General features: G+C 69.1%; 19 protein-coding genes, 1 tRNA gene and 2 rRNA genes. 11 read left to right on the top strand and 11 right to left on the bottom strand.

Annotated features, from left to right (window positions below; genetic code table 11):
• Window positions 1-13 precede the first annotated feature (13 nt).
• Genes EXE59_RS15810 through EXE59_RS15800 form a run of 3 tightly spaced genes read left to right on the top strand, consistent with a single transcriptional unit; the run spans window position 14 to window position 2,505 of the window.
• Window positions 14-397, top strand: a complete 384-nt coding sequence (locus tag EXE59_RS15810) for a hypothetical protein (protein ID WP_135839757.1) — start codon at window positions 14-16, stop codon at window positions 395-397.
• Window positions 354-1,808, top strand: a complete 1,455-nt coding sequence (locus tag EXE59_RS15805; protein ID WP_246056825.1) for a sensor histidine kinase — start codon at window positions 354-356, stop codon at window positions 1,806-1,808. Before EXE59_RS15810 ends, EXE59_RS15805 begins: the two co-directional genes overlap by 44 nt.
• Window positions 1,809-1,824: 16 nt before the next feature.
• Window positions 1,825-2,505 (top strand): response regulator transcription factor, encoded by a 681-nt coding sequence (locus tag EXE59_RS15800; RefSeq protein ID WP_135839755.1) that lies wholly within the window; start codon window positions 1,825-1,827, stop codon window positions 2,503-2,505.
• Between the two features lie 28 nt (window positions 2,506-2,533).
• Here EXE59_RS15800 and EXE59_RS15795 read toward each other — a convergent pair whose 3' ends face one another.
• From EXE59_RS15795 to EXE59_RS15770, 6 genes are all read right to left on the bottom strand, one after another.
• Complete coding sequence (locus EXE59_RS15795) at window positions 2,534-3,433, bottom strand: serine/threonine-protein kinase (RefSeq protein WP_135839754.1); 900 nt, start codon at window positions 3,431-3,433, stop codon at window positions 2,534-2,536.
• Between the two features lie 27 nt (window positions 3,434-3,460).
• Window positions 3,461-3,841: a hypothetical protein gene (locus EXE59_RS15790; RefSeq protein ID WP_135839753.1), complete on the bottom strand. Its 381-nt coding sequence runs from the start codon at window positions 3,839-3,841 to the stop codon at window positions 3,461-3,463.
• A gap of 123 nt (window positions 3,842-3,964) precedes the next feature.
• Window positions 3,965-4,036 (bottom strand) — tRNA-Val (locus EXE59_RS15785).
• A 147-nt stretch (window positions 4,037-4,183) separates the two neighbouring features.
• Window positions 4,184-4,669, bottom strand: a complete 486-nt coding sequence (locus EXE59_RS15780; protein WP_135839752.1) for a peroxiredoxin — start codon at window positions 4,667-4,669, stop codon at window positions 4,184-4,186.
• Window positions 4,666-6,336, bottom strand: coding sequence for an AMP-binding protein (locus EXE59_RS15775; RefSeq protein WP_135839751.1), 1,671 nt, complete (start codon window positions 6,334-6,336; stop codon window positions 4,666-4,668). Before EXE59_RS15775 ends, EXE59_RS15780 begins: the two co-directional genes overlap by 4 nt.
• On the bottom strand, window positions 6,333-6,731 hold the full coding sequence (locus EXE59_RS15770) for a DUF3052 domain-containing protein (protein WP_281280322.1): 399 nt from the start codon (window positions 6,729-6,731) through the stop codon (window positions 6,333-6,335). Before EXE59_RS15770 ends, EXE59_RS15775 begins: the two co-directional genes overlap by 4 nt.
• 232 nt (window positions 6,732-6,963) lie before the next feature.
• On the opposite strand from EXE59_RS15770, the gene aceE reads away from it, so the two are divergent.
• Window positions 6,964-9,759: a pyruvate dehydrogenase (acetyl-transferring), homodimeric type gene (gene aceE, locus EXE59_RS15765; protein WP_168218549.1), complete on the top strand. Its 2,796-nt coding sequence runs from the start codon at window positions 6,964-6,966 to the stop codon at window positions 9,757-9,759.
• A 78-nt stretch (window positions 9,760-9,837) separates the two neighbouring features.
• Here the strand turns inward: aceE and EXE59_RS15760 are convergent, their stop codons facing one another.
• Window positions 9,838-10,824 (bottom strand): alpha/beta fold hydrolase, encoded by a 987-nt coding sequence (locus tag EXE59_RS15760; protein ID WP_246056824.1) that lies wholly within the window; start codon window positions 10,822-10,824, stop codon window positions 9,838-9,840.
• 150 nt (window positions 10,825-10,974) lie between these two features.
• On the opposite strand from EXE59_RS15760, the gene EXE59_RS15755 reads away from it, so the two are divergent.
• The 7 genes from EXE59_RS15755 to EXE59_RS15725 all read left to right on the top strand — a co-directional run bounded on the left by EXE59_RS15755 (window position 10,975) and on the right by EXE59_RS15725 (window position 18,023).
• Window positions 10,975-12,147, top strand: coding sequence for a PucR family transcriptional regulator (locus tag EXE59_RS15755; RefSeq protein WP_135839749.1), 1,173 nt, complete (start codon window positions 10,975-10,977; stop codon window positions 12,145-12,147).
• Between the two features lie 80 nt (window positions 12,148-12,227).
• Window positions 12,228-13,412, top strand: coding sequence for an acyltransferase domain-containing protein (locus tag EXE59_RS15750; protein WP_135839748.1), 1,185 nt, complete (start codon window positions 12,228-12,230; stop codon window positions 13,410-13,412).
• Entirely contained in the window at window positions 13,412-14,425 is a 1,014-nt protein-coding gene (locus EXE59_RS15745) for a beta-ketoacyl-ACP synthase III (RefSeq protein ID WP_135839747.1), read from the top strand. The genes EXE59_RS15750 and EXE59_RS15745 overlap by 1 nt, the downstream gene beginning before the upstream one ends.
• Window positions 14,426-14,487: 62 nt before the next feature.
• Window positions 14,488-14,733, top strand: coding sequence for an acyl carrier protein (locus EXE59_RS15740; protein WP_135839746.1), 246 nt, complete (start codon window positions 14,488-14,490; stop codon window positions 14,731-14,733).
• Between the two features lie 94 nt (window positions 14,734-14,827).
• Window positions 14,828-16,078 carry a beta-ketoacyl-[acyl-carrier-protein] synthase family protein gene (locus EXE59_RS15735; RefSeq protein WP_135839745.1) on the top strand — a complete coding sequence of 417 codons (1,251 nt, stop codon included), beginning with the start codon at window positions 14,828-14,830 and terminating at the stop codon, window positions 16,076-16,078.
• Window positions 16,078-17,508, top strand: coding sequence for an acyl-CoA carboxylase subunit beta (locus EXE59_RS15730; protein ID WP_135839744.1), 1,431 nt, complete (start codon window positions 16,078-16,080; stop codon window positions 17,506-17,508). The genes EXE59_RS15735 and EXE59_RS15730 overlap by 1 nt, the downstream gene beginning before the upstream one ends.
• Before the next feature lie 74 nt (window positions 17,509-17,582).
• Window positions 17,583-18,023 carry a hypothetical protein gene (locus EXE59_RS15725; RefSeq protein ID WP_135839743.1) on the top strand — a complete coding sequence of 147 codons (441 nt, stop codon included), beginning with the start codon at window positions 17,583-17,585 and terminating at the stop codon, window positions 18,021-18,023.
• Between the two features lie 4 nt (window positions 18,024-18,027).
• Here EXE59_RS15725 and EXE59_RS15720 read toward each other — a convergent pair whose 3' ends face one another.
• The 4 genes from EXE59_RS15720 to EXE59_RS15705 form a co-directional block, all read right to left on the bottom strand.
• Complete coding sequence (locus EXE59_RS15720) at window positions 18,028-18,555, bottom strand: DUF3145 domain-containing protein (RefSeq protein WP_425464519.1); 528 nt, start codon at window positions 18,553-18,555, stop codon at window positions 18,028-18,030.
• Window positions 18,556-18,699: 144 nt separating this feature from the next.
• Window positions 18,700-19,674, bottom strand: coding sequence for a tetratricopeptide repeat protein (locus tag EXE59_RS15715; protein WP_135839742.1), 975 nt, complete (start codon window positions 19,672-19,674; stop codon window positions 18,700-18,702).
• Between the two features lie 115 nt (window positions 19,675-19,789).
• A 5S ribosomal RNA gene (gene rrf / locus EXE59_RS15710) occupies window positions 19,790-19,907 on the bottom strand.
• 141 nt (window positions 19,908-20,048) lie between these two features.
• A 23S ribosomal RNA gene (locus tag EXE59_RS15705) occupies window positions 20,049-23,176 on the bottom strand.
• Between the last annotated feature and the right edge of the window lie 382 nt (window positions 23,177-23,558).

The raw sequence follows: 23,558 nt of genomic DNA, 5'->3' as shown, positions 1-23,558 counted from the left end.
CACGATCAGGAGCATGGGACCGGTGACGAAGGTGCTGCTGCTCCTGGCGGTCGTGGTGCCGGTGACGGCCTACGTCGCCGGGTCGCTCGTCTCGCCCGGAGCACCTCCACCCGCCGACCACAGCCCGGTCATCCTGCGCGACGCGCCGGCCGACGAGCCTGAGGCACCGGCGCCCGACACCACCTCGGGCAGCGACCGCGAGCGCCGGGGCGATCGCAACGGCGACGGCCGCGGTGGGGGTCGCCAGCGCGACGGTTCCGGCGGGGGCACCGGCGACCAGGCTCGCGTGGTGACCCCGCAGCCGACACCGGTCGGGGAGGATGACGACGACGAGTGGGACGACGACGGACCAGATGATGACGACACCGACGACGAGCGGACCGACGGGGACGACTGACAGTGCCCGCCACCGCTTCACGCGTGTCTCCGTCCGGACCCGCCTCACCGTCGTCATCGCCGTCCTCACTGCGGCCGCGATGACCGGCGCCGGCCTCCTCGTGTACGCACTGGAGTCGGCGCGCATCGAGCGTCAGGTCACCTCACAGATCAGCCAGGAGATCGCGGAGTTCCGCAACCTCAAGCGGGACCCCAACACCGGGGAGCCGTTCGACGACGTGGCCCGCGTGCTCAACGTCTTCCTCACCCGCAACGTCCCCGACGACGACGAGATGCTCGTCGGCTACGTCCGCGGCGAGATCCCGGAGCGCACGGTCAACCGCTACGGCCAGGAGGTGCTCGACGAGCCCGACTACCAGGCCGCCCTGTCCGACCTGGCCGGGTCCGGGGGCACCCGGGTCATCGACTCACCGACCTTCGGCGAGACGTGGGTGACCCTCGTGCCGGTCACGAACGCCCAGGGCGACGGCGCCCTCGTCATCGTCAACTTCCTGCGCGACGAGCACGAGGAGCTCAACGGCACCCTCCGGACCTACACCCTGATCGCGCTGCTCTCGCTCGGCCTCATCACCACCATCGCCGCCTTCCAGTCCGGTCGCCTGCTCGCCCCGCTGCGCACTCTCGAGGAGACCGCCCGCGAGATCACCGCCACCGACCTCTCCCGGCGCATCCCCGAGCGCGGCAACGACGACATCACCGCGCTCACCCGCACCATCAACGGCATGCTCGAGCGCCTCGACGGGGGCTTCGCGGCCCAGCGGCAGTTCCTCGACGACGCGGGCCACGAGCTCAAGACCCCCCTGACGGTCGTCCGCGGGCACCTCGAGCTCCTCGACGGCGACGACCCCGACGAGCTCGCCCAGACCCGCGACCTGCTGCTCGACGAGGTCGACCGGATGTCACGCCTGGTGGGCGACCTCATGCTCCTCGCCAAGAGCAGGCGGCCGGACTTCCTCGTGCTCGGTGAGGTCGAGCTGACGTCGCTCACGCAGTCCGTGCTGGCCAAGGCCAGGGCGCTCGGCGACCGTGACTGGCAGCTCGACGCGATGGCGCGTGGCCGGGCAGTGCTCGACGAGCAGCGCATCACCCAGGCCCTGCTCCAGCTCGCCGACAACGCCGTCAAGCACACCGACACCGGCACCGTCGTCGCGATCGGCTCGGCCGGCGACGACGACGAGGTCCGGCTGTGGGTCCGTGACACCGGCGACGGCATCCCGCCCGAGGACCGCGACGCCGTGGTCGAGCGCTTCGGACGCAGCCACGTGCGCGCGGGCGACGACGGCTTCGGCCTGGGGCTCAGCATCGTCAGCGCGATCGCCGAGGCCCACGGCGGCACCGTACGCATCACCGACGCCGAGCCGCACGGCGCGCACGTGGAGATCGCGCTCCCCGTGCGGACGATGACCAGATGACCAGCGAGGAGACGACGTGGCCCAGATCCTGATCGTGGAGGACGAGGAGCGGATCGCCTCGTTCGTGGCCAAGGGCCTGCGCGCCGAGGGCCACCAGCCGACCGTGGCGGCCGACGGACCGAGCGGGCTCGACGAGGCGCTCTCCGGTCGCTTCGACCTCATGGTGCTCGACATCGGGCTGCCGGGGATGGACGGCTTCGAGGTGCTCGACCGGCTGCGCTCGCAGGGCAGCCGGATGCCGGTCATCATCCTCACGGCCCGCGACTCCGTGACCGACACCGTCACCGCCCTCGACAGCGGCGCCGACGACTACATGGCCAAGCCGTTCCGCTTCGCCGAGCTGATGGCCCGGATCCGGCTCCGGCTGCGCTCGCTCGCCCCGGCGGACGCGCCGGCCAGTGGCGACGACCTCGTCGTCGGCACGCTGCGGCTCGACCGGCGTACGCGCCGCATCTCCGGCCCGCAGGGCGAGTCCGAGCTGTCCGCGCGCGAGTTCGCACTGGCCGAGATCTTCCTGCTCAACCCCGGCCAGGTCCTCACCCGCGAGCAGCTCCTCGACCTCGTGTGGGGCTACGACTTCGACCCCGGCTCCAACGTCGTCGACGTCTACGTCGGCTACCTGCGCAAGAAGCTCGGCACCGGGTCGATCGCCACCGTCCGCGGGGTCGGCTACCGGCTCAACCCCGGATCTTCCTAGCCCCGGATCTACCTAGCCCCGGATCTTCCTAGCCCCGGATCTTGAAGCCGGCGAGCGAGCCGCGCGGCAGGCCGGCGAGGACGGGCTCGAGGGCCTCGGCCACCTCGTGCGGCAGCGGGCGCGCGTCGGGGTCGACGCGCAGGCACGCCGCGATCACCTCGGCAACGACCGGGGGCACGTCGTCGGGCAGCGCGGCAGGGGCTGCGACGAGCTGCGGGAAGCGCAGGCGTACGTCGCGGGCGTCGGGATCGCCGTGCTCGAAGGGCCTGGTGCCGGCGACGGCGTGGAAGAGCGTCGCGCCGAGTCCCCAGACGTCGGACGCGAAGGACGGGACGGGCCCGCCGTGCTCGTGCGAGGCGCCCGGGTCGCACTGCTCGGGAGACATGTAGGCGTCGGTGCCGATCGGGTGGCGCAGCAGGCGTGCGTCCTCCTCGGTCCGGGCGACCGAGAGGTCGATCAGGCGCGCGGGAGCACCCATGATCACGTTGCTCGGCTTGATGTCGAGGTGGGTCCAGCCGATGTGGCGGAAGTAGTGCAGGGCCGCGGCGACGTCGATGGCGAGCGGGAGGTACTGCTGCTCCTGCAGCCGCCCGTAACGGCGGATCAGGCTGGACAGGCGCGGGCCGTCGATGTGCTCGAGCACGACGTGGGGCCGGTCGCCGTCCTGGCCGTCGCGGAGCCAGCGGACGACCACGGGGTGGTTGACGGTCGCCAGGGCCAGGACCTCCCGGCGCAGGCCGCGCCGGGAGGACTCGTCCTCGACCTGGGAGGGGCGCAGGACCTTCACCACGACCGGCGACCACGTCACCTCGTCGAAGCACAGCCAGGCCTCGTAGGCGGCTCCCCCGCCGAGCCGGCGCAGCGCGCTCAGCCCGGGCGCGAGGAGCTCGCCCTCGTCGAGGTGCCAGCCGTCGTCGCGCGTGCCCATCTCGCCCCCCTCGTCGACCGCGGTCGATCAGCCGCGGGTGTCGTTGCGGCTGCGGTCGTTGGTCCTGTTGGCCGACCAGTCGCGGGTGCGGTCGCCGCCGTCACGGGTCCAGTCGCGGGTCTTGTCGCCGCGGCTCTTGTCGCGGTCACGGCTCACGTCGGTGACCCGGCTGTTGGTGCTGTCGTCGGTGTCGCGGCTCTGGTCGGTGTACGACGGGCTGTTGGTGTCGGTGTCGTCGTTGGTGTCGTCATCGTCGTCGTCGGCCACCAGGACCAGCGACGGAGCCTCGTCCTCGCGCTTGGCGGCCTCGTCGACGCCGGCGGACACGACGGGCGACGACATGCCGATCAGGCCGAAGGCGGTCAGGCCGGCGACACCCAGCAGGGCGGTGGGAAGGATCTTCCTCATCGTTGTTCCTCTCGTCGGGGGCCGTGCGGCCCGGTGTACGAGAAGACTGTCGGCCGGGGGTGAGCCGACGGTGAGGCGCCGATGAGAGGGCTCTCATGCACGGCTCTCACGGTGGGGACCGGGTGCGTCGGGACGGTTTCGAACCGCCGACCGCTCGGGTGTAAACCGAGTGCTCTACCGCTGAGCTACCGACGCGCAGTGGCACACCCTACGGGACCGCGCGCCTGTGGGAGAAATGAGTTGAGCCGCTGGCGTCTCGGGTCACCAGCGGCTCAACAAGAAGAAGATTACACCCCGGTCCAAGGGTGGTTCCAAGAATCCCGAAAATGGGTCTGGACCTGTCTAGACCAGGTGGGTCTCGAGGGCCGCGTGCAGCTCACGGAGGTGCTCGTCGAGGTCCCGTCCGTCGGGGTTGGCGTTGTGCACCGACCAGCGCAGTCGGCCGTCGCGGTCCACGACGTACGACGAGCGCCGGGGCGCACCGCGGACGGTGTCGAAGACCTCATAGGCCGACGACACCGCGCCGTGCGGCCACCAGTCCGACAGCAGCGGGAAGTTGAGTCCTTCGGACTCGGCGAAGGTGCGCAGCGCATAGACGGAGTCGCAGGAGATCGCGAGGACCTCGGTGTCGAAGCTGAGGAACTCGTCGAGACGGTCCCGTACGCCCGACAGCTCGCCCGTGCACACCCCGGTGAACGCGAACGGGAAGAACATGAGCACGACCGCCTTGCGACCCCGGAAGCCGCTGAGGCGCACGTCCTGGCCGAACTGGTCGCGGAGCGTGAAGTCGGGTGCCTCGTCGCCGATGCACAGTCCTTCGCTGGTCACGCTGGTTCCTCGCCGTCCTTCTGGGTGGTGGCCTCGTCCTTCGCCCGGTCCCACTCGGCGAGCTCCCGCTTGAGGATCTTGCCGGTGGCGTTGCGAGGCAGCTCGTCGAGGAACACGATCTCGCGGGGCACCTTGAACCTCGCCAGGTTGGCCCTCACGTGGTCGCGCAGCTCGTCCTCCGACACCTCGCCGGTGCGCACCACGAAGGCGCGCAGGCGCTGACCATAGTCCTCGTCGCTGACACCGATGGCAGCGACCTCCCCCACCTGCTCGTGGGTGACGAGGCAGTCCTCGACCTCCTGGGGGAACACATTCTCCCCTCCGGAGACGATCATGTCGTCGTCGCGGCCCGCGACGTGTAGGCGGCCGGCCTCGTCGTAGTAGCCCACGTCGCCCGACGACATCAGGCCGTCCACGACCTCCTTGGACCCGCCGTTGGTGTAGCCCTCGAAGAGCAGCCCGTTGCCGACGAAGATCCGTCCGGTCTCGCCGGGCGGGAGCTCGCTGCCCGCCTCGTCGAGGATCTTCACGACCGTGCCGTACGGGGGCTTGCCGGCCGAGGTCGGGTCGGCGCGCAGATCCTCCGGCGTGGCGATCGAGGCGTACGCGACCTCGGTCGAGCCGTAGATGTTGTAGAGGTTGTCGCCGAAGCGGTCCATCCACGCCCGGGCGAGCGTCGCAGGCAGGGCGGAGCCGGACGACGCGACGACCTCGACGCGGGACAGGTCGATCCCGTCGAGGACCTCGGGGTCGAGCGCGAGCATCCGCTGGATCATCACCGGGATGACGACCATCGACTGGCACCGCTCGTCCTGGGCCGTGCGCAGGGCGGCCTCCGGGTCGAAGGTGCGCCGGAGCACGACCGTGGAGCCCAGGAGCATCGCGAGCGCGAGGTGCGCGAAGCCCCACGTGTGGAACAGCGGTGCCGCGACGTGCGTACGCCACCCGGCCCGCAGCGGCATCCGCGAGAGCAGCGAGACGGCCGCGTCGATGCCCGCCTCCTTGCGCGGTGCGCCCTTGGGCGCGCCGGTGGTGCCGGAGGTCAGGATGACGATCCGGGCGTGACGCTGCGGCGGGTGGAGGTCGGACTCGTCGTGGGCGGAGACGAGCCGCTCGAGGGTCTCCTCCGAGCCGGGGTCTCCGTCGGTCCACGCCAGCACGCGGCGCTCGACCCGGGCCCCGGCGAGCAGGGCGGTGAACTCCTCGTCGTGGACGACCAGGCTCGGCGCCTCGCGCTCGAGCACGTCCACCAGCTGCGGGCCCGCGAACGCGGTGTTGAGGTAGAGGATGTCGGCGCCCAGCTTGGCGACGGCGATCGAGGCGTCGACGAAGCCGCGGTGGTTGCGACACATCACCGCCACGGAGTCGCCCTCGCGCACACCGCGCTCGGACAGCGCGCGGGCCAGGGAGTTGGAGCGGCGGTGCAGCTCGCCCCAGGTCAGCTCGCCGAGCTCGTCGACGACGCCGACCTGGTGGGGTGCGCGCGCCGCCAGCGTCGCGAAGCCGCCCGCCGGGCCCGTGCCCCAGCGCAGCACCACGCGCCCGATGTCGACGAGCGTGCGCGGGCCGTAGGGGCGGATCACTCCGGCACTGCCGAGCACGCCGAGCGTCGTGGCGACGCCCGAGGCCCGGGCCGCGAGGGAGCTCGAGAGGTCGCGGGCCGTCACGCCGGAGTCTTCGGAGCGACCAGCCGCGTGGCCTGCCAGTCCTTGCTGACCGCGGCGGTGGTCGTCTGCGACAGCCCGGCGATCGGCGCTGCCTCGGCGATGTCGGCGGCGTCCACCGTCCCGGACCGTCCGACCTTCGGGGTCAGCAACCAGATCGAGCCGCCGCCGACGAGGTCGGTCAGGGCGTCCACGAGGCCGTCGACGAGGTCGCCGTCGTCGTCGCGCCACCACAGCAGCACGGCGTCCACGACGTTGCCGTAGTCGCCGTCGACCATGTCGGCGTCGATGCAGTCCTCGACCGCGACGCGCAGCTCGTCATCGGTGTCGTTGTCCCAGCCGAGTTCCTGGACGACCATGCCGGGCTTGAGCCCGAGCCGGTCCCCCGTGCCTGTCACCGGGGCAGAGTCGCCCACCGTCGAGCTCACGCATTGCCTCCAATGTCCGGGTGCGCCTGGACAGCCGACCGGACGGTCACCTGCTCAGGCATGGTTGCGCACAGTCCACAGGAACACGGCAGGCGCCGCAACCCCGTCCCGCCCGGCGAGCCGGGACGGGCCCGGATGTACGCCCTGCGGGACTACTTGCGGGTAGATTTCGCGGGGCGGGCTCGCGTGACACGATGAGCGGGTGAGTGACGCCGAGAAGTCCGACGAGAAGTCCAGCACGAGCACGGCCATCGCGTCGGTGATCCACGAGGGACTCCCCACCCAGCTGCCCGACATCGACCCCGACGAGACCCAGGAGTGGCTCGCGTCCTTCGATGCGATGCTCGACGACCGGGGCCGTGACCGGGCTCGCTACGTGATGCTGCGCCTGCTCGAGCGAGCGCGGGAGAAGCAGGTCGGTGTGCCCGCGCTGCGCTCCACCGACTACATCAACACCATCCCGCCCGAGCGCGAGCCGTGGTTCCCCGGCGACGAGGAGGTCGAGCGCCGCATCCGGGCGTTCATCCGCTGGAACGCCGCGGTCATGGTCTCCTCGGCCAACCGCAAGGGTCTCGAGGTCGGCGGCCACATCGCCACCTACCAGTCCTCCGCCAGCCTCTACGAGGTCGGCTTCAACCACTTCTTCCGCGGCAAGGACCACGAGGGCGGCGGCGACCAGCTCTACATCCAGGGCCACGGCTCGCCGGGCATCTACTCCCGCGCGTTCCTCGAGGGCCGCCTGGGCGAGGAGCAGCTCTACCGGTTCCGCCAGGAGGTCCAGCACGGCAAGGGCGCCGGCCTCCCGTCCTACCCCCACCCGCGCCTGATGCCGGACTTCTGGGAGTTCCCCACGGTCTCGATGGGCCTCACCGCCATCAGCTCGATCTACCAGGCCCGGTTCAACCGCTACCTCGACAACCGCGGCATCAAGGACACCAAGCAGCAGCGGGTCTGGGCGTTCATGGGCGACGGCGAGATGGCCGAGCCCGAGTCACTGGGCGCGATCCGCGTGGCCGCGCGCGAGGAGCTCGACAACCTCACCTGGATCATCAACTGCAACCTGCAGCAGCTCGACGGCCCGGTCACGGGCAACGGCAAGATCATGCAGGAGCTCGAGGCCAACTTCCGCGGCGCCGGCTGGAACGTCATCAAGGTCGTGTGGGGCCGCGAGTGGGACGCGCTGCTCGCCAAGGACGTCGACGGCGTGCTGGTCAACAAGATGAACTCCACCCCCGACGGGCAGTTCCAGACCTACTCCACCGAGGACGGCGGCTACATCCGCGAGCACTTCTTCGGCACGGACCCGCGCCTGCGCAAGATGGTCGAGCACATGTCTGACACCCAGATCGAGAAGCTCCCCCGCGGTGGCCACGACTACCGCAAGGTGTACGCCGCCTTCGACGCCGCGACCAAGCACACCGGTCAGCCGACGGTGATCCTCGCCCACACCATCAAGGGCTGGACGATCGACGCCCTCGAGGGCAAGAACGCCACCCACCAGATGAAGAAGCTGACCCTCCCGGACCTCAAGAAGTTCCGCGACCGGCTCTACCTGCCGATCAGCGACCGCGACCTCGAGGAGTCCTACGAGAAGACCGGTGGCGCGCCGTTCTACCACCCGGGTGCCGACTCCCCCGAGATCGAGTACATGCTCGAGCGCCGCACGGCGCTCGGCGGCTCGGTCCCGCGCCGCGTCAACCGCGCCACCGCGCTCAAGCTGCCCGGTGACGAGCTCTACGCCGAGCTCAAGCAGGGGTCCGGCAAGAACAAGTTCGCCACGACCATGGCCGTGGTCCGGCTGCTCCGCGACTGGATGAAGGACCCGGAGATCGGCGACCGCGTGGTACCGATCGCGCCCGACGAGTACCGCACCTTCGGCATGGACTCGATGTTCCCGAGCGCCAAGGTCTACAACCCCGGCGGCCAGCAGTACGAGTCGGTCGACCGCAAGATGCTGCTGTCCTACAAGGAGTCCGCGCAGGGCCAGATGCTCCACGAGGGCATCTCCGAGGCCGGCGCGATGGCCTCGGCCACGGCGGCCGGCTCGGCGTACACCACGCACGGCGAGCACATGATCCCGTTCTACATCTTCTACTCGATGTTCGGGTTCCAGCGCACGGGCGACTCGATCTGGGCGATGGCCGACCAGCTGGCCCGCGGCTTCCTCATCGGTGCCACCGCCGGCCGCACCACGCTGACAGGTGAGGGCCTCCAGCACGCCGACGGGCACTCGCCGCTGATCGCGGCGACCAACCCGGCGGTCGTCCACTACGACCCCGCGTTCTCCTACGAGATCAGCCACATCATGCAGAACGGCCTCGAGCGCATGTACGGCTCGGGCGGCCCGGACGGCAAGGGCGAGGACGTCATCTACTACCTGACCGTCTACAACGAGCCCGTCTCGATGCCGGCCGAGCCGTCGGACGTCGACGTCGAGGGCATCCTCAAGGGCATCCACCAGGTCGCCGCCGCCGACGGTGAGGGACCCCGCGTCCAGCTGCTGGCCTCCGGGGTGGGCTTCCCGTGGGTCCAGGAGGCCGCTCGCCTCCTCGCCGAGGACTGGGGCGTGCAGTCCGACCTCTGGTCGGTCACCTCGTGGAACGAGCTCGCCCGCGACGGTGCAGCCGCTGAGCAGTGGAACCTGCTCAACCCGGGCGCGGAGAAGCGCACCGCCTACGTCAGCGACCGGCTCGCCGGCGTGCAGGGGCCGGTCGTCGCGGTGTCCGACTACATGCGGGCAGTCCCGCTGCAGATCGCGCGCTGGGTGCCCGGCGACTACCGCGTGCTCGGCGCGGACGGGTTCGGCTTCGCCGACACCCGACCGGCCGCCCGCCGCTTCTTCCACATCGACGCCGTCAGCGTCGTCGTCCAGGCCCTCCAGGCCCTCGCCGACGCCGGCGAGGTGCCCGTGGAGAAGGTCGTCGAGGCCTTCGAGCGCTACAAGATCGACGACCCGACGGCGACGCAGGACATCCAGCAGGAGGGTGGGGATGCCTGAGCAGCGCGGAGCGAGGAACGAGCTCCGGGCGTGGGCGAAGGCAGGTTGAGCGGCTGGGGCTGACCGGGTGGAATGCCGTCAGGCGCTCGACGCGCGGCGTACGGAGTGCACCGGGGCGAGCGGCGACTCCCCGGCCTCCGCGTGCACCGACGGCACGGAGGCGCCCTCGTCCAGCAGCTGGCGCCACCGCTCGCGGTCGTAGCGGCTGGGCTCGGTGGACCTCATGAAGTCGCGCACGATCTTCACGAACCGCTCCGGGTGGTCCCGGTGCGGGAAGTGTCCGGCGTTCGGCACGATCTCGATGCGGGCGGAGGGCGCGAGGGCACTCGCGTTGCTGGCATGGCTGACCGGGATCACCATGTCGTCCGCGCCCCAGATGACGCACATGGGCATGGCCTCGGTGAGGTAGGCGCGGTCGGCCATCGTGACGATCTGGCCGCGCCAGTCGACGACGGCGCGGACGACGTGCCGGATGGCCGCGCGGGTGCGCGGGTCCTTGAACGAGTCATAGATGTCGGCGACCTCGCCCAGGTCACGCACCTGGGACATCCGGCTGCGGGCGAGCAGCCGCATCGTGGCCGTGGCGGCGTGCCGCAGGCCGGGCGCGGCCAGCAGTCCCATCACCTGGTGGAAGCCGGGCGTGGTGATGGCCCGGATGGCCGGGCTGACGTCCGGCCCCAGCCCGCCCGAGCCCACCAGGACCAGGCGCTCGGTCCGCTCGGGGTACTGGTACGCGAACTGCATGGCCACGCCTCCGCCGAAGCTGTGCCCGACCACGGTCGCGGAGTCGACACCCAGCACGGTCAGCAGGTCGCGCATGCCGTTGGCATATCCGCCCACGCTGTAGTCGGCGCGCGGCTTGTCCGACGAGCCGTGGCCGAGGAGGTCCGGCGCGATCACGGTGTGGGTGCGTGCCAGGGACTCCATGACCGGCACCCAGGTGGTGTGGTCGCAGCCGAGGCCGTGCAGCAGGAGGACCACCGGCCCCGACCCCATGCGGACGTACGCGCGACGGTGTCCGTGCACGGTGACGCGCTGCAGGTGCGGGCTGGTGCGACGGGGCACGGTGACTCCAACGACGGCGGGGGCAGGTCCCGGATTCAACCAGATGCCGGCACGGTCGCCACCACGGGACCGCCGCCGATGCGAAGTCGTGACCTTCGGTGCCCGTTCGTGGGAATCCCACTACGACCCGCACCCCACTAGAGTCGCTCCATGCCTCCGTCCCGACGCCGCGCCGCCGAGGCCCTGCGCAACTCGACGGGGGCGCTGAGCACGGCCGCGACGGGGCGGATGTCCACCGACCTGCCGTGGTTCGACGACCTCAGCGCCCAGGACCGCTCGTGGGTCGGGCTCATCGTGCAGGCCGGTATCCGGGGCTTCGTCGAGTGGTACGACCACGAGGTCGAGGCCTCCGCGCACGACCCCCTCGACGTCGTGGTCTTCGGCGCCGCGCCGCGCGAGCTCACCGGCGTCATCTCCCTTCAGCAGACGGTGGAGCTGGTGCGGCTCAGCATCCGGGTCGTGGAGACCACCATCGACGCGCTGCTCGACCCGGAGGACGCCCGGGAGGTCCACGACGCGGTGCTCCTTTACGCACGCGAGGTCGCCTTCGCCACGGCCGCGGTCTACGCCCGGGCGGCGGAGTCCCGGGGCGCGTGGGACGCCCGACTCGAGGCCCTGGTCGTCGACGCCGTCGTCCGGGCCGAGGCCGACGAGACCGTCCTGTCCCGCGCCAGCGCCCTCGGCTGGGGTGCCCACGGTGACGTCGCCGTGGTGCTGGGCGCCGTGCCGCCCCACCGCGCCGAGCTCGACGTCTTCGAGTCCGTGCGCCGCTCCGCCCGCGCCGGCGGGATGGACGCCCTGTGCGCCATCCAGGGCGACCGGCTCGTCGTCGTCCTCGGCGGCGTGAGCGACCCCCTCCCGGCGGCGACGCGGCTGCTCGACCACTTCGGCGACGGACCGGTCGTGGTCGGCCCGGTCACCGCGGACCTGGCGCACGCCAGTGCCTCGGCGCGGGCGGCCCTGTCCGCCCACCGCGCCGCCAGCGGCTGGCCCGACGCCCCACGGCCGGTGTCCAGCCGCGACCTCCTCCCCGAGCGGGTGCTCGCCGGCGACGGGCACGCACGACGCCACCTCGTCGACGAGGTCTACCTGCCGCTCATGGCCGTGCGCGGCACGCTGCTGGAGACCCTCGCCGCCTGGTTCGCGAACGGCTCGTCCATCGAGGCGACCGCCCGGGCCCTGTTCGTGCACCCCAACACGGTGCGCTACCGGCTGCGCCAGGTCACCGACGTCACCGGTTGGTCGCCGACCCGGCCGCGCGAAGCGTTCACCCTCCAGCTCGCGCTGATCCTAGGGCGTCAGTCGGGTCGCACGGAACTGTAGGAACCCTACAAGATTCCGGGGGTCAGATTCGTCGGCGTCGGACCCGCGACCACCGTCGCGGAGGCGGCAGAGTGGAACCCGTGCTCGTCATCGTCGCCCCCGGACAAGGGGCCCAGACCCCCGGCTTCCTCACACCCTGGCTCGAGGACCCGGTCTTCGCTGCGCGCTTCGACTGGCTGGCCACCGTGGCCGGCATCGACCTGGCCCACTTCGGCACCGAGGCCGACGCCGAGACGATCCGTGACACCAAGGTCGCCCAGCCCCTGCTGGTCGCGACCGGTCTGGTCGCGGCACTCGACCTCTTCCCGCACCCCGCCGACGCGTTCTCCCGCATCGGCGCCGTCGCCGGGCACAGCGTCGGCGAGCTCACCGCGGCGGCCGGAGCCCGCGCGATCACCGCCGAGCAGGCGATGGTCCTGGTGCGCGAGCGCGGCAACGCGATGGCGGACGCCGCAGCCATCACCGCGACGGGGATGACCGCCGTCCTCGGTGGGGACCGCGAGGAGGTCCTCGCCGCCGTCGAGCGCCACGGTCTCACCGCGGCCAACGACAACGGCCCCGGCCAGGTGGTCGCCGCGGGCACCACGGAGCAGCTCGCCGCGTTCGCCGAGGATCCCCCGGCCAAGGCCCGCCTGGTCCCGCTGAGCGTCGCCGGCGCATTCCACACCACCCACATGGGCCCGGCCGTGGACCGGCTGTCGTCACTCGCGCGGTCGGTCTCGACCCACGACCCGCGTACGCCGGTCATCTCCAACCGCGACGGCCAGGTCGTGCACGACGGTCGCGACGTCCTGCGCCGCATCGTCGGCCAGATCGCCAACCCCGTGCGGTGGGACCTCTGCATGGAGACGATGTCCGACCTCGGAGTCACCGGCATCCTCGAGATGCCGCCGGCCGGCACCCTCACCGGCATCGCCAAGCGGGCCCTCAAGGGCGTCGAGACGTTCGCCCTCAAGACCCCCGACCAGCTCGACGCCGCCCGCGAGTTCTGCGACAAGCACGGCGAGGCCTCCATGATCGAGACCACCCCGACCTGGCGCATGGTCGTGTCGCCGGCCAAGGGCACCTTCCACCTCTCGTCCGAGGCGGTCGAGCGCGACGCGCTCGAGCCCGGCGTCGTGATCGGTGCCGTCGCCAGCCTGCGTGACCGCGTCGACGTGTCCGCCCCCCACGGCGGGTCGGTCGTCGAGTGGCTCGTCGAGGACGGCGACCTCGTCTCCCCCGGCCAGCCGTTGCTGCGCCTGCACCCGGAAGGTTCGAGCTGATGGCCACGATCACCACCACGACCGGCTCGCCGCACGCGGCCATCCTCGGCATCGGCGCCTACCGCCCCGTCCGCGTCGTCCCCAACGCCGACGTCGTCGACGCGATCGACTCCAGCGACGAGTGGATCCAGCAGCGCTCGGGCATCAAGACCCGCCGCTGGGCAGGTCCTGACGAGTCGGTGCAGATGATGTCGGTCGAGGCATCGAGGATCGCCCTCGAGCGTGCCGGGCTCGACGCCAGCCAGATCGACTGCGTGGTCGTCGCCACGGTCAGCCACCTGCTCCAGACGCCGGCCGTCGCCACCGCCATCGCACACGAGCTCGGCACGGACCAGGCAGCCGCCTTCGACATCTCGGCGGCCTGCTCCGGCTTCTGCCACGGCATCTCGCTGGCCTCGGACTTCGTCCGCGCGGGCAGCGCCCGCCACGTCCTGGTGATCGGGGTCGAGCGCCTCACCGACATCCTCGACCTCACCGACCGCGGCACCGCCTTCATCTTCGCCGACGGCGCGGGTGCGGCGGTCGTCGGTCCCAGCGACACCCCGGGGATCGGTCCCGTCGTGTGGGGCTCCGACGGCGAGCAGTTCGACCTGATCCGGCAGCGTGAGGACTGGCGCGACGTCGTCGGCAGCCCCGAGGTGCCGGGCAGCGGCGTGATGCCGCACCTGGTGATGCAGGGCAACCCGGTGTTCCGCTGGGCCTCCTTCGCGATGGCCAAGATCGGCCAGCAGGCGCTCGACAGCGCCGGCATCAGCATCGACGAGCTCGACGTCTTCGTCCCGCACCAGGCCAACATGCGGATCATCGACGCGATGGCCCGCTCCATGAAGCTCCCCAGCACGGTCCGGATCGCCCGCGATGTCGCCGACCAGGGCAACACCTCGGCCGCGTCGGTCCCGCTCGCGCTCGACCGGATGATCGCCGAGGGTGAGGCCCGGTCGGGCGACACCGCCCTGCTCATCGCGTTCGGCGCCGGGCTCTCCTACGCCGCCCAGGTCGTCACCGTCCCGTAGCCATGCACCACCTGAGCTCCAGACCAGCCCAAGCAGCACCCACCACCAGAAGGGAAGGCCCCATGGCCACCACCGAAGAAATCCGCGCCGACCTCGCCGAGATCGTCAACGAGGTCGCCGGCGTCGACGCCGACGACGTCCAGCTCGACAAGTCGTTCGTGGACGACCTCGACGTCGACTCGCTGTCCATGGTCGAGGTCGTCGTGGCCGCTGAGGAGAAGTTCGGCGTGACCATCCCCGACGACGAGGTCAAGAACCTCAAGACCGTCGGTGACGCCGTCGCCTACATCGAGCGCGCCCAGGGCTGAGCCCTCCCCCACGTCACGGGGTGGCCGGTGTCCAGCCCGGCCCCCCCGTGACCCAGGAACCTCCCGAACCCCGCGAGAAACGGAACCTCATCTCATGCCCTCGACCCGCGTAGTCGTCACCGGCCTCGGCACCACCTCCCCGCTCGGCGGAGACGTCGCGTCGACCTGGCGCGCCATGCTGGCCGGCGAGTCCGGCGTACGCCACCTCACCGACGAGTGGGTCGAGCAGCTCCCGGTGAAGATCGGTGGCCGCGCGGCCGTCGAGCCGTCCGAGGTCCTCGACCGGGTCAAGGCACGCCGCCTCGACCGGTCCAGCCAGTTCGCGATGGTCGCCGCCGACCAGGCGTGGGCCGACGCCCGGCTCGAGGGCTCCGGTCTCGAGCCCGAGCGCCTCGGTGTCGCCGTCGCGTCCGGCATCGGCGGAGTGACCACGCTGCTCGCCAACTACGACACCCTCCTCGAGAAGGGTGCACGCCGGGTCTCGCCGCTCGCGGTCCCGATGCTCATGCCCAACGCGCCCGCGGCCAACGTCAGCCTCAAGTACGGCGCCCGGGCGGCGGTCCACGCGCCCACGTCGGCCTGTGCCTCGGGCAACGAGGCCATCGCCATGGCCATCGACCTGATCCGGCTCGGCCGCGCCGACGTGGTCCTCGCCGGCGGCACCGAGGCCGCCATCCACCCGCTGCCGATGGCCGCCTTCGCCAACATGATGGCGCTGTCCAAGACCGGCAGCGAGGAGGGCGGCGACCCGACGAAGGTCTCGCGTCCGTGGGACACCGGCCGTGACGGCTTCGTCCTCGGCGAGGGCGGCGCCGTGCTGGTCCTCGAGTCCGAGGAGCACGCCCGCGCCCGTGGCGCGACGATCTACGCCGAGGTGCGGGGCGCCGGCATCAGCAACGACGCCCACGACATCGCCCAGCCCGACCCCGAGGGTCGCGGCGGCACGCGAGCCATCAAGATGGCGCTGCGCGAGGGCGACGTCGACCCGGCGACCGTGGTCCACGTCAACGCGCACGCCACCTCCACGCCCAAGGGCGACATCGCCGAGGGCCTCATGCTGCACGCCGTGCTCGGCGAGCACGTCGAGCGCTGCGTGGTCACCAGCACGAAGTCCATGACCGGCCACCTGCTCGGCGGCGCCGGCGCGCTCGAGGCGGTCGCCACCGTGATGGCCCTGCACGACCGGGTCAGCCCCCCGACGATCAACCTCGACGACAAGGACCCCGAGGTCGACCTCGACATCCCGACGTCACGACGCGACCTGCCGGAGGGCGACATCGTCGCGCTCAACAACTCCTTCGGCTTCGGAGGCGCCAACGTCGCGGTCGCCTTCGGCAGCGTCTGATGACCGCCACCGCCACCAGGCCAGCCAGGCTCCCCCGTGCGGACGACCCGCGCAACCCGGTCCACCGCCTCACCGCCCTCCTCGACGACGGCACCCTCGAGCTGATCACGCCCGACGACGACTCGGGCATGCTGGCAGCTGTCGGCCGCGTCGACGGCACCTCCGTGGTCGCCTTCTGCAGCGACGCCACCGTCATGGGCGGCGCGATGGGCGACCTGGGCTGTCGCGTCGTCGTCGACGCCTACCACAGGGCGATCACCGACGGCGTGCCGATCATCGGTCTCTGGCACTCCGGAGGCGCGCGGCTGGCCGAGGGTGTGCTCTCGCTCCACGCGGTCGGCCGGATCTTCCAGGTCATGACCCAGGCGTCGGGCGTCATCCCGCAGATCTCGGTCGTGCTCGGCCCCGCCGCCGGCGGCGCGGCCTACGGGCCGGCGCTGACCGACGTGGTCATCCTCGGCCCGGAGGGCCGCATCTTCGTCACCGGCCCCGACGTGGTCCGCTCCGTCACCGGCGAGGACGTCGACATGCTGCGCCTCGGCGGTCCCGAGCCCCACGGCCGCCGCTCCGGAGTGGTGCACATCCTCACCGACTCCGAGCGCGAGGCCCTCGACCGCGCCCGTACGGTCGCCTCCCTCCTCGGCTCCCAGGGCAGCCTGGCCGCCGACTCTGTCGAGGACCGCGACCTCGGCGCCCTCCTACCGGAGTCCAGGAAGCGCGCCTACGACGTGCACCCGCTCGTCGACGGCCTGCTCGACGAGGGCACCATGCAGGAGCTGCACGCTCGTTGGGCGCCCAACGTCGTCACCGCGCTCGGACGCTTCGGCGGCCGTACGGTCGGCGTCGTCGCCAACAACCCGCTGCGCCTCGGCGGCTGCCTCGACTCGCTGTCGGCGGAGAAGGCGTCCCGGTTCGTCCGGATGTGCGACGCGTTCGGGGTGCCGCTCGTCGTGCTCGTGGACGTCCCCGGATACCTCCCCGGCGTCGGCCAGGAGTGGGACGGAGTCGTACGCCGTGGCGCCAAGCTGCTGCACGCCTTCGGCGAGTGCGTGGTCCCGCGGGTGACGCTGGTGACCCGCAAGACCTACGGCGGCGCCTACATCGCCATGAACGCCCGCTCGCTCGGCGCCACGCGTGTCCTGGCGTGGCCGGGGGCCGAGGTGGCCGTGATGGGTGCCGTGGCTGCCATCCGCATCCTGCACCGCCGCAAGCTGGCGGAGGTCTCCCCGGAGATCCGCCCGCAGGTCGAGGCCGAGCTCGCCGCCGAGCACGAGCGCATCGCCGGCGGCGTCGACAAGGCCGTCGAGATCGGCGTCGTGGACGAGGTGGTCGAGCCCACCCGCACCCGGAGCGCCATCGCCCATGCGATGCGCCACGAGATCGACACGGCCGGCGTACGACGCGGACGGCACGGCAACATCCCGCTCTGACCCGGCCGCATCGGCCGAGGACGTAACGCACGTCACACGTGGGTCGTTGGACACCTCGAACCCTCGGAGGTGTCATGCTGTCGACCCTGCTCGCGGCCGCGGCCCTGTCCGTGACGAGCCTGCTCCCTCTGCCGCTCCCCCTGCCCACCCACCCCAGTGACGAGCCGACCGTACAGACCGACCCGGTCGTCCTGTCAGGGGCCCTGGACGCCCCGGACGGCCGCCTCAAGCGGGGCTGCAAGGACTACGCGTACGCCTACGCGGTGACCACGGAGTCGGAGGACTGGACCTTCGACATCACGATGCAGGACCGCGAAGGCCGGGGCGTCAACGCGCAGTCGCTGATCGGCCCCAACGACGCCGAGTCCGGCGTCCTGACCTACCGATTGTGCCGCTGGGCGACGACACAGGGCCGCTTCACGCTGACGGGCGTGCTCACGTCCTACGAAGGAACCACCAGCGAGACCTCCGTGGAGGTCACCGACACGTTCCGGCTGCGCAAGCGCAACGGCTAGGAGCTCACACCACTTGGTGCAGCCACCGCACGGGAGCACCCTCGCCGGCGTGGCGGAAGGTCTCCAGCTCGTCGTCCCACGGCTTGCCGAGGAGGTTGTCGATCTCGAGCAGCAGCGTCGTGTCGCCGAGGGCGGCCTTCACCACCGCGGCCTTGAGCCGGTCCTCGGGGATCAGGATGTCTCCGTGCGGCCCGGTGATCGCGTGGAAGATGCCCAGGTCGGGCGTGCACGAGAAGCGCGTGCCCTCGGACGAGCTGGTCGGCTCCTCGGTGATCTCGAAGCGCAGGTGGTTCCACCCGCGGAGCGCGGACGCCACGGCGGCAGCGGTGCCGGCCGAGCCCGTCCACGACAGCTCCGCGCGGTAGGCGCCCGGCTGGGCAGGCTGCGGCGTCCAGTCGAGCGAGACGGCAACCCCGAGGACTCCGCCCACGGCCCACTCGATGTGCGGGCAGAGAGCGGAGGGCGCAGAGTGCACGTAGAGAATGCCCCTCGTCCCCGGACCGTCCGGGCGGGAAGCAATGCGTGTGGTCACCGTGACCTCCTTGAGTTCCGACGCTCCAGATGCGCCTTCCCCAGCGGTCTGTCGTCAGTGCTCAACGAGAGTCGAGTGACACGTATGTGATTAGTGACCCCATTGTGACTCATGAGGCGCCGGAACGCCAGCGTGTCGCACCGGTCAGGACTGACGACGCTCCAGCAGGTCCGCGCGCTCGGCGGAGTCGGTGAGCTCGTCGGAGTCGATGGCGTGCGTCCGGTGGAACCAGGCGAGCGCGTCCTCCTCACGGCCCGCCGCCTCGAGCGTGTCCGCGTACGCGTAACGCAGGCGCACCACCCAGGCCGAGCGGCTCTTCGATGTCAGCGGCGCGAGCTCGAGCGTACGCAACGCGGCGTCGAGCTGTCCCATGTCACGCCTCGCCCCGGCCTCGACCAGCGTCATCTCCGCCTTGGCCTCCGAGCTGAAGTTCGCGACGGACGGGCTCTTCGCCAGCTTGATCGCCTGCTCGGGGTTGCCCAGCGCGCGGTGGCAGTCCGCCATGATCGGCAGGTAGTCCGTCGCGCCGTTCATCCGCTTGGCGGCGCGGAGCTCCGACAGCGCCTCCGCGTAGTGCCCGGCCGCGTAGGCCGTCTCCCCCGCAGCCTCGCGCACCACGGCGATCCGCGACGCACGCGCACGAGCCGCGAGGGCGTGGCGGTAGGCGAGCTCGGGGTCGTCGTCGATGAAGGCGCCGGCCGCTGCGAGGTGGCGAGCCACCCGGGCCGCGAGCTTCTCCGGCAGACCCTTCAGCTGCGCGCGGACACCGCGATCCAGCTCGGCGCCGGTGATGTCTTCGGGCAGGTCGGGACCGTCGTAGGCCGCCTGGTCCGCCGTGCGCGGCTTCTCCTCCGTACGCCCACGGAAACCGCGCTGCTCGGAGCCCGACCGCTGACCGCCGGGGCGCCCGCCGGGCTTGCCACCCGACGGCTTGCCACCGGTGGACTTGCCGCCCTGGTAGCCGCCACCGCGCGACGAACCGCCACGACCGGGAGGCTGGTCGTCCCGGGAGCCGCGCCCACGGGGCGAAGAGCCGCTGCGCCCGCCGCCGGACGAGTTGCCTCGTCCCGCGCCGGATCCACCTCGTGCCGGACGCTGTCCTCGACGGTCCTCGGCCACAGCCGCACTCTCCTTCTTCCTGCGTCGGCCCCCGTCCCCGGGGCAACCGTACTCACTCCATGCCATGAAATGGCGCAGGGGCCACCAGATCCCTGGTGGCCCCTGCCAAATGTTTGTCCGGCGGCGTCCTACTCTCCCACAACCTCTCGGTTGCAGTACCATCGGCGCTGAAAGGCTTAACTTCCGGGTTCGGTATGGGACCGGGTGTTTCCCGTTTCGCTATGGCCGCCGTAACTCTTTCAACCTGATCAAACTCTCTCACCCCTGGCACACGCCCTTCGGGCGTGTGGGGGGTTGGGTTTGTTGGTTGGGAACTGCGTAGTGGACGCGAACATGTGTTCGTTGTTTTGCGCGTGTGTGGTCTTGTACGTGGTTGGGACAAGCCCTCGGCCTATTAGTACCGGTCGGCTGGGCATTACTGCTGTACACCTCCGGCCTATCAACCCCATGTTCTGTGGGGGGCCTTACCCCATTGTTGGGTGGGAAACCTCATCTTGAAACGTGCTTCCCGCTTAGATGCATTCAGCGGTTATCACTTCCGAACGTAGCCAACCAGCCGTGCTCTTGGCAGAACAACTGGCACACCAGAGGTTCGTCCATCCCGGTCCTCTCGTACTAGGGACAGCCTTTCTCAAGTTTCCTGCGCGCGCGGCGGATAGGGACCGAACTGTCTCACGACGTTCTAAACCCAGCTCGCGTGCCGCTTTAATGGGCGAACAGCCCAACCCTTGGGACCTACTCCAGCCCCAGGATGCGACGAGCCGACATCGAGGTGCCAAACCATCCCGTCGATATGGACTCTTGGGGAAGATCAGCCTGTTATCCCCGGGGTACCTTTTATCCGTTGAGTGACCACGCTTCCACATGCCGTGGCCAGATCACTAGTTCCGACTTTCGTCCCTGCTCGACATGTCTGTCTCACAGTCAAGCTCCCTTGTGCACTTACACTCGCCACCTGATTGCCAACCAGGCTGAGGGAACCTTTGAGCGCCTCCGTTACATTTTAGGAGGCAACCGCCCCAGTTAAACTACCCATCAGGCACTGTCCCTGATCCGGATAACGGACCTAGGTTAGACATCTAGTACGACCAGAGTGGTATTTCAACGTTGACTCCACCCACACTGGCGTGTGGACTTCACAGTCTCCCACCTATCCTACACAAGCCGTACCAAACACCAATACCAAACTATAGTAAAGGTCCCGGGGTCTTTCCGTCCTGCCGCGCGTAACGAGCATCTTTACTCGTAGTGCAATTTCGCCGAGTCCATGGTTGAGACAGCGGGAAAGTCGTTACTCCATTCGTGCAGGTCGGAACTTACCCGACAAGGAATTTCGCTACCTTAGGATGGTTATAGTTACCACCGCCGTTTACTGGGGCTTAAATTCTCAGCTTCGGCACAAGTGCCTAACCGGTCCTCTTAACCTTCCAGCACCGGGCAGGAGTCAGTCCGTATACATCGTCTTACAACTTCGCACGGACCTGTGTTTTTAGTAAACAGTCGCTTTCCCCTGGTCTCTGCGGCCCTTCACGCTTCCCCAGCAAGTGGGTACACGATCCGGGCCCCCCTTCTCCCGAAGTTACGGGGGCATTTTGCCGAGTTCCTTAACCATGGTTGTCTCGATCGCCTTAGTATTCTCTACTTGATCACCTGAGTCGGTTTGGGGTACGGGCGGCTCGTTGCTCGCTAGAGGTTTTTCTCGACAGCATAGGATCACCCACTTCGCCATACATGGCTCCGCGTCACGTCTCAGGCTCCACACTGAAGTGGATGGTGCGGATTTGCCTACACCACGCCCTACACGCTTGCCCACAGACAACCATCGCTGTGGTTGGGCTACCTTCCTGCGTCACCCCATCGCTTGACTACTACCAGCTCGGGTCCCACGCTCCACCCACCAGCCTCGCCCCGAAGGGTCCGGTCCGATGAGCTTCGGGTGGTTAGCATCACCAGGTTCGTCATGGGCGCAACTTCGCCGGTACGGGAATATCAACCCGTTGTCCATCGACTACGCCTGTCGGCCTCGCCTTAGGTCCCGACTTACCCAGGGCAGATTAGCTTGACCCTGGAACCCTTGATCATTCGGCGCACGGGTTTCTCACCCGTGATTCGCTACTCATGCCTGCATTCTCACTCGTGTGGCCTCCACGCCTGGATCACTCCGACGCTTCACTGCCCACACGACGCTCCCCTACCCATCCAGCGCACTGAACACCGATCGAGTCGATGCTGATGTATTCGCTGAATGCCATAGCTTCGGCGGATGACTTGAGCCCCGCTACATTGTCGGCGCGGAATCACTTGACCAGTGAGCTATTACGCACTCTTTCAAGGGTGGCTGCTTCCAAGCCAACCTCCTGGTTGTCAATGCGACTCCACATCCTTTTCCACTTAGTCACCGCTTAGGGGCCTTAGCTGATGGTCTGGGCTGTTTCCCTCTCGACTACGGAGCTTATCCCCCGCAGTCTCACTGCTGCGCTCTCACTTACCGGCATTCGGAGTTTGGCTAACGTCAGTAACCTTGTAGGGCCCATCGGCTATCCAGTGCTCTACCTCCGGCAAGAAACACGCAACGCTGCACCTAAATGCATTTCGGGGAGAACCAGCTATCACGAAGTTTGATTGGCCTTTCACCCCTATCCACAGGTCATCCCCTCAGTTTTCAACCTAAGTGGGTTCGGTCCTCCACGTCGTCTTACCGACGCTTCAACCTGCCCATGGATAGATCACTTCGCTTCGGGTCTTGAGCGCGCTACTGAATCGCCCTGTTCGGACTCGCTTTCGCTACGGCTTCCCCACACGGGTTAACCTCGCAACACACCGCAAACTCGCAGGCTCATTCTTCAAAAGGCACGCCGTCACCCCCCACAAGTGGGAAGCTCCGACGGATTGTAGGCACACGGTTTCAGGTACTATTTCACTCCCCGCCAGGGGTACTTTTCACCTTTCCCTCACGGTACTTGTCCGCTATCGGTCATCAAGGAGTATTTAGGCTTAACGGGTGGTCCCGCCAGATTCACACGGAATTTCAGGGGTTCCGTGTTACTTGGGAACACGCTCGGAAGCCTGCGCTTTACGTCTACGGGCCTATCACCCTCTACGGTACGGCTTTCCAACCGACTTCGACTTCCACACAGGTTTCTTACTTCCTCGGTGCACGGCAGCACACCATGAGCGGTCCCACGACCCCATGACTGCAACCCCTGCCGGGTATCACACAGCCATGGTTTAGCCTCATCCGATTTCGCTCGCCACTACTCTCGGAATCACTGTTGTTTTCTCTTCCTGTCGGTACTGAGATGTTTCACTTCCCGACGTTCCCTCCACACACCCTATGTGTTCAGGTGCAGGTAACACGACATGACTCGTGCTGGGTTTCCCCATTCGGACACCCCCGGATCACAGCTTGGTTGCCAACTCCCCAGGGCTTATCGCAGGCTCCAACGTCCTTCATCGGCTCTTGATGCCAAGGCATCCACCATGTGCCCTTCATAGCTTGTCTCAACAACGTCAAGACAACACACACAAAGAGACAACACCAGCCCACCCCCCAATCAAAGAGGCAGGCCAGCCTTCGACGCGACCCGTCAGGAAAAACAGGCCACGCCAGAACTCAAAAACTTGAGCTCATTGAACTACTTGCAACCAACCACAACCCAACCGGTACAACCCGAAAGGGCCCGAAAGGGCGGGCGGCTACAAAGATGCTCGCGTCCACTATGCAGATCTCAAACAACAACCCCACCAACACCCCCGACCACCCACACAGGGCACCCACGAGCAAAGGGAGGACCAGAACAACCAACCATCCGGCTGATCCTTCAGGACCCAACAGTGTGCCTGACCCCATCCCCCACCAACGCAGGGCCATGAGCAACCAGCCA

The sequence above is a fragment of the Nocardioides eburneiflavus genome (assembly GCF_004785795.1).
GTDB classification, from domain to species: domain Bacteria; phylum Actinomycetota; class Actinomycetes; order Propionibacteriales; family Nocardioidaceae; genus Nocardioides; species Nocardioides eburneiflavus.
Note: the sequence above shows the minus strand (reverse complement) of the source record. Positions and strands in the feature narration are given on the sequence as shown.

Coding starts and splice junctions, on each gene's coding strand:
- EXE59_RS15805 (WP_246056825.1), top strand. CDS start 354: ATGATGACGACACCGACGACGAGCGGACCGACGGGGACGACTGACAGT.
- EXE59_RS15725 (WP_135839743.1), top strand. CDS start 17,583: ATGCTGTCGACCCTGCTCGCGGCCGCGGCCCTGTCCGTGACGAGCCTG.
- EXE59_RS15810 (WP_135839757.1), top strand. CDS start 14: ATGGGACCGGTGACGAAGGTGCTGCTGCTCCTGGCGGTCGTGGTGCCG.
- EXE59_RS15745 (WP_135839747.1), top strand. CDS start 13,412: ATGGCCACGATCACCACCACGACCGGCTCGCCGCACGCGGCCATCCTC.
- EXE59_RS15755 (WP_135839749.1), top strand. CDS start 10,975: ATGCCTCCGTCCCGACGCCGCGCCGCCGAGGCCCTGCGCAACTCGACG.
- EXE59_RS15735 (WP_135839745.1), top strand. CDS start 14,828: ATGCCCTCGACCCGCGTAGTCGTCACCGGCCTCGGCACCACCTCCCCG.
- EXE59_RS15795 (WP_135839754.1), bottom strand. CDS start 3,433: ATGGGCACGCGCGACGACGGCTGGCACCTCGACGAGGGCGAGCTCCTC.
- EXE59_RS15730 (WP_135839744.1), top strand. CDS start 16,078: ATGACCGCCACCGCCACCAGGCCAGCCAGGCTCCCCCGTGCGGACGAC.
- EXE59_RS15790 (WP_135839753.1), bottom strand. CDS start 3,841: ATGAGGAAGATCCTTCCCACCGCCCTGCTGGGTGTCGCCGGCCTGACC.
- EXE59_RS15740 (WP_135839746.1), top strand. CDS start 14,488: ATGGCCACCACCGAAGAAATCCGCGCCGACCTCGCCGAGATCGTCAAC.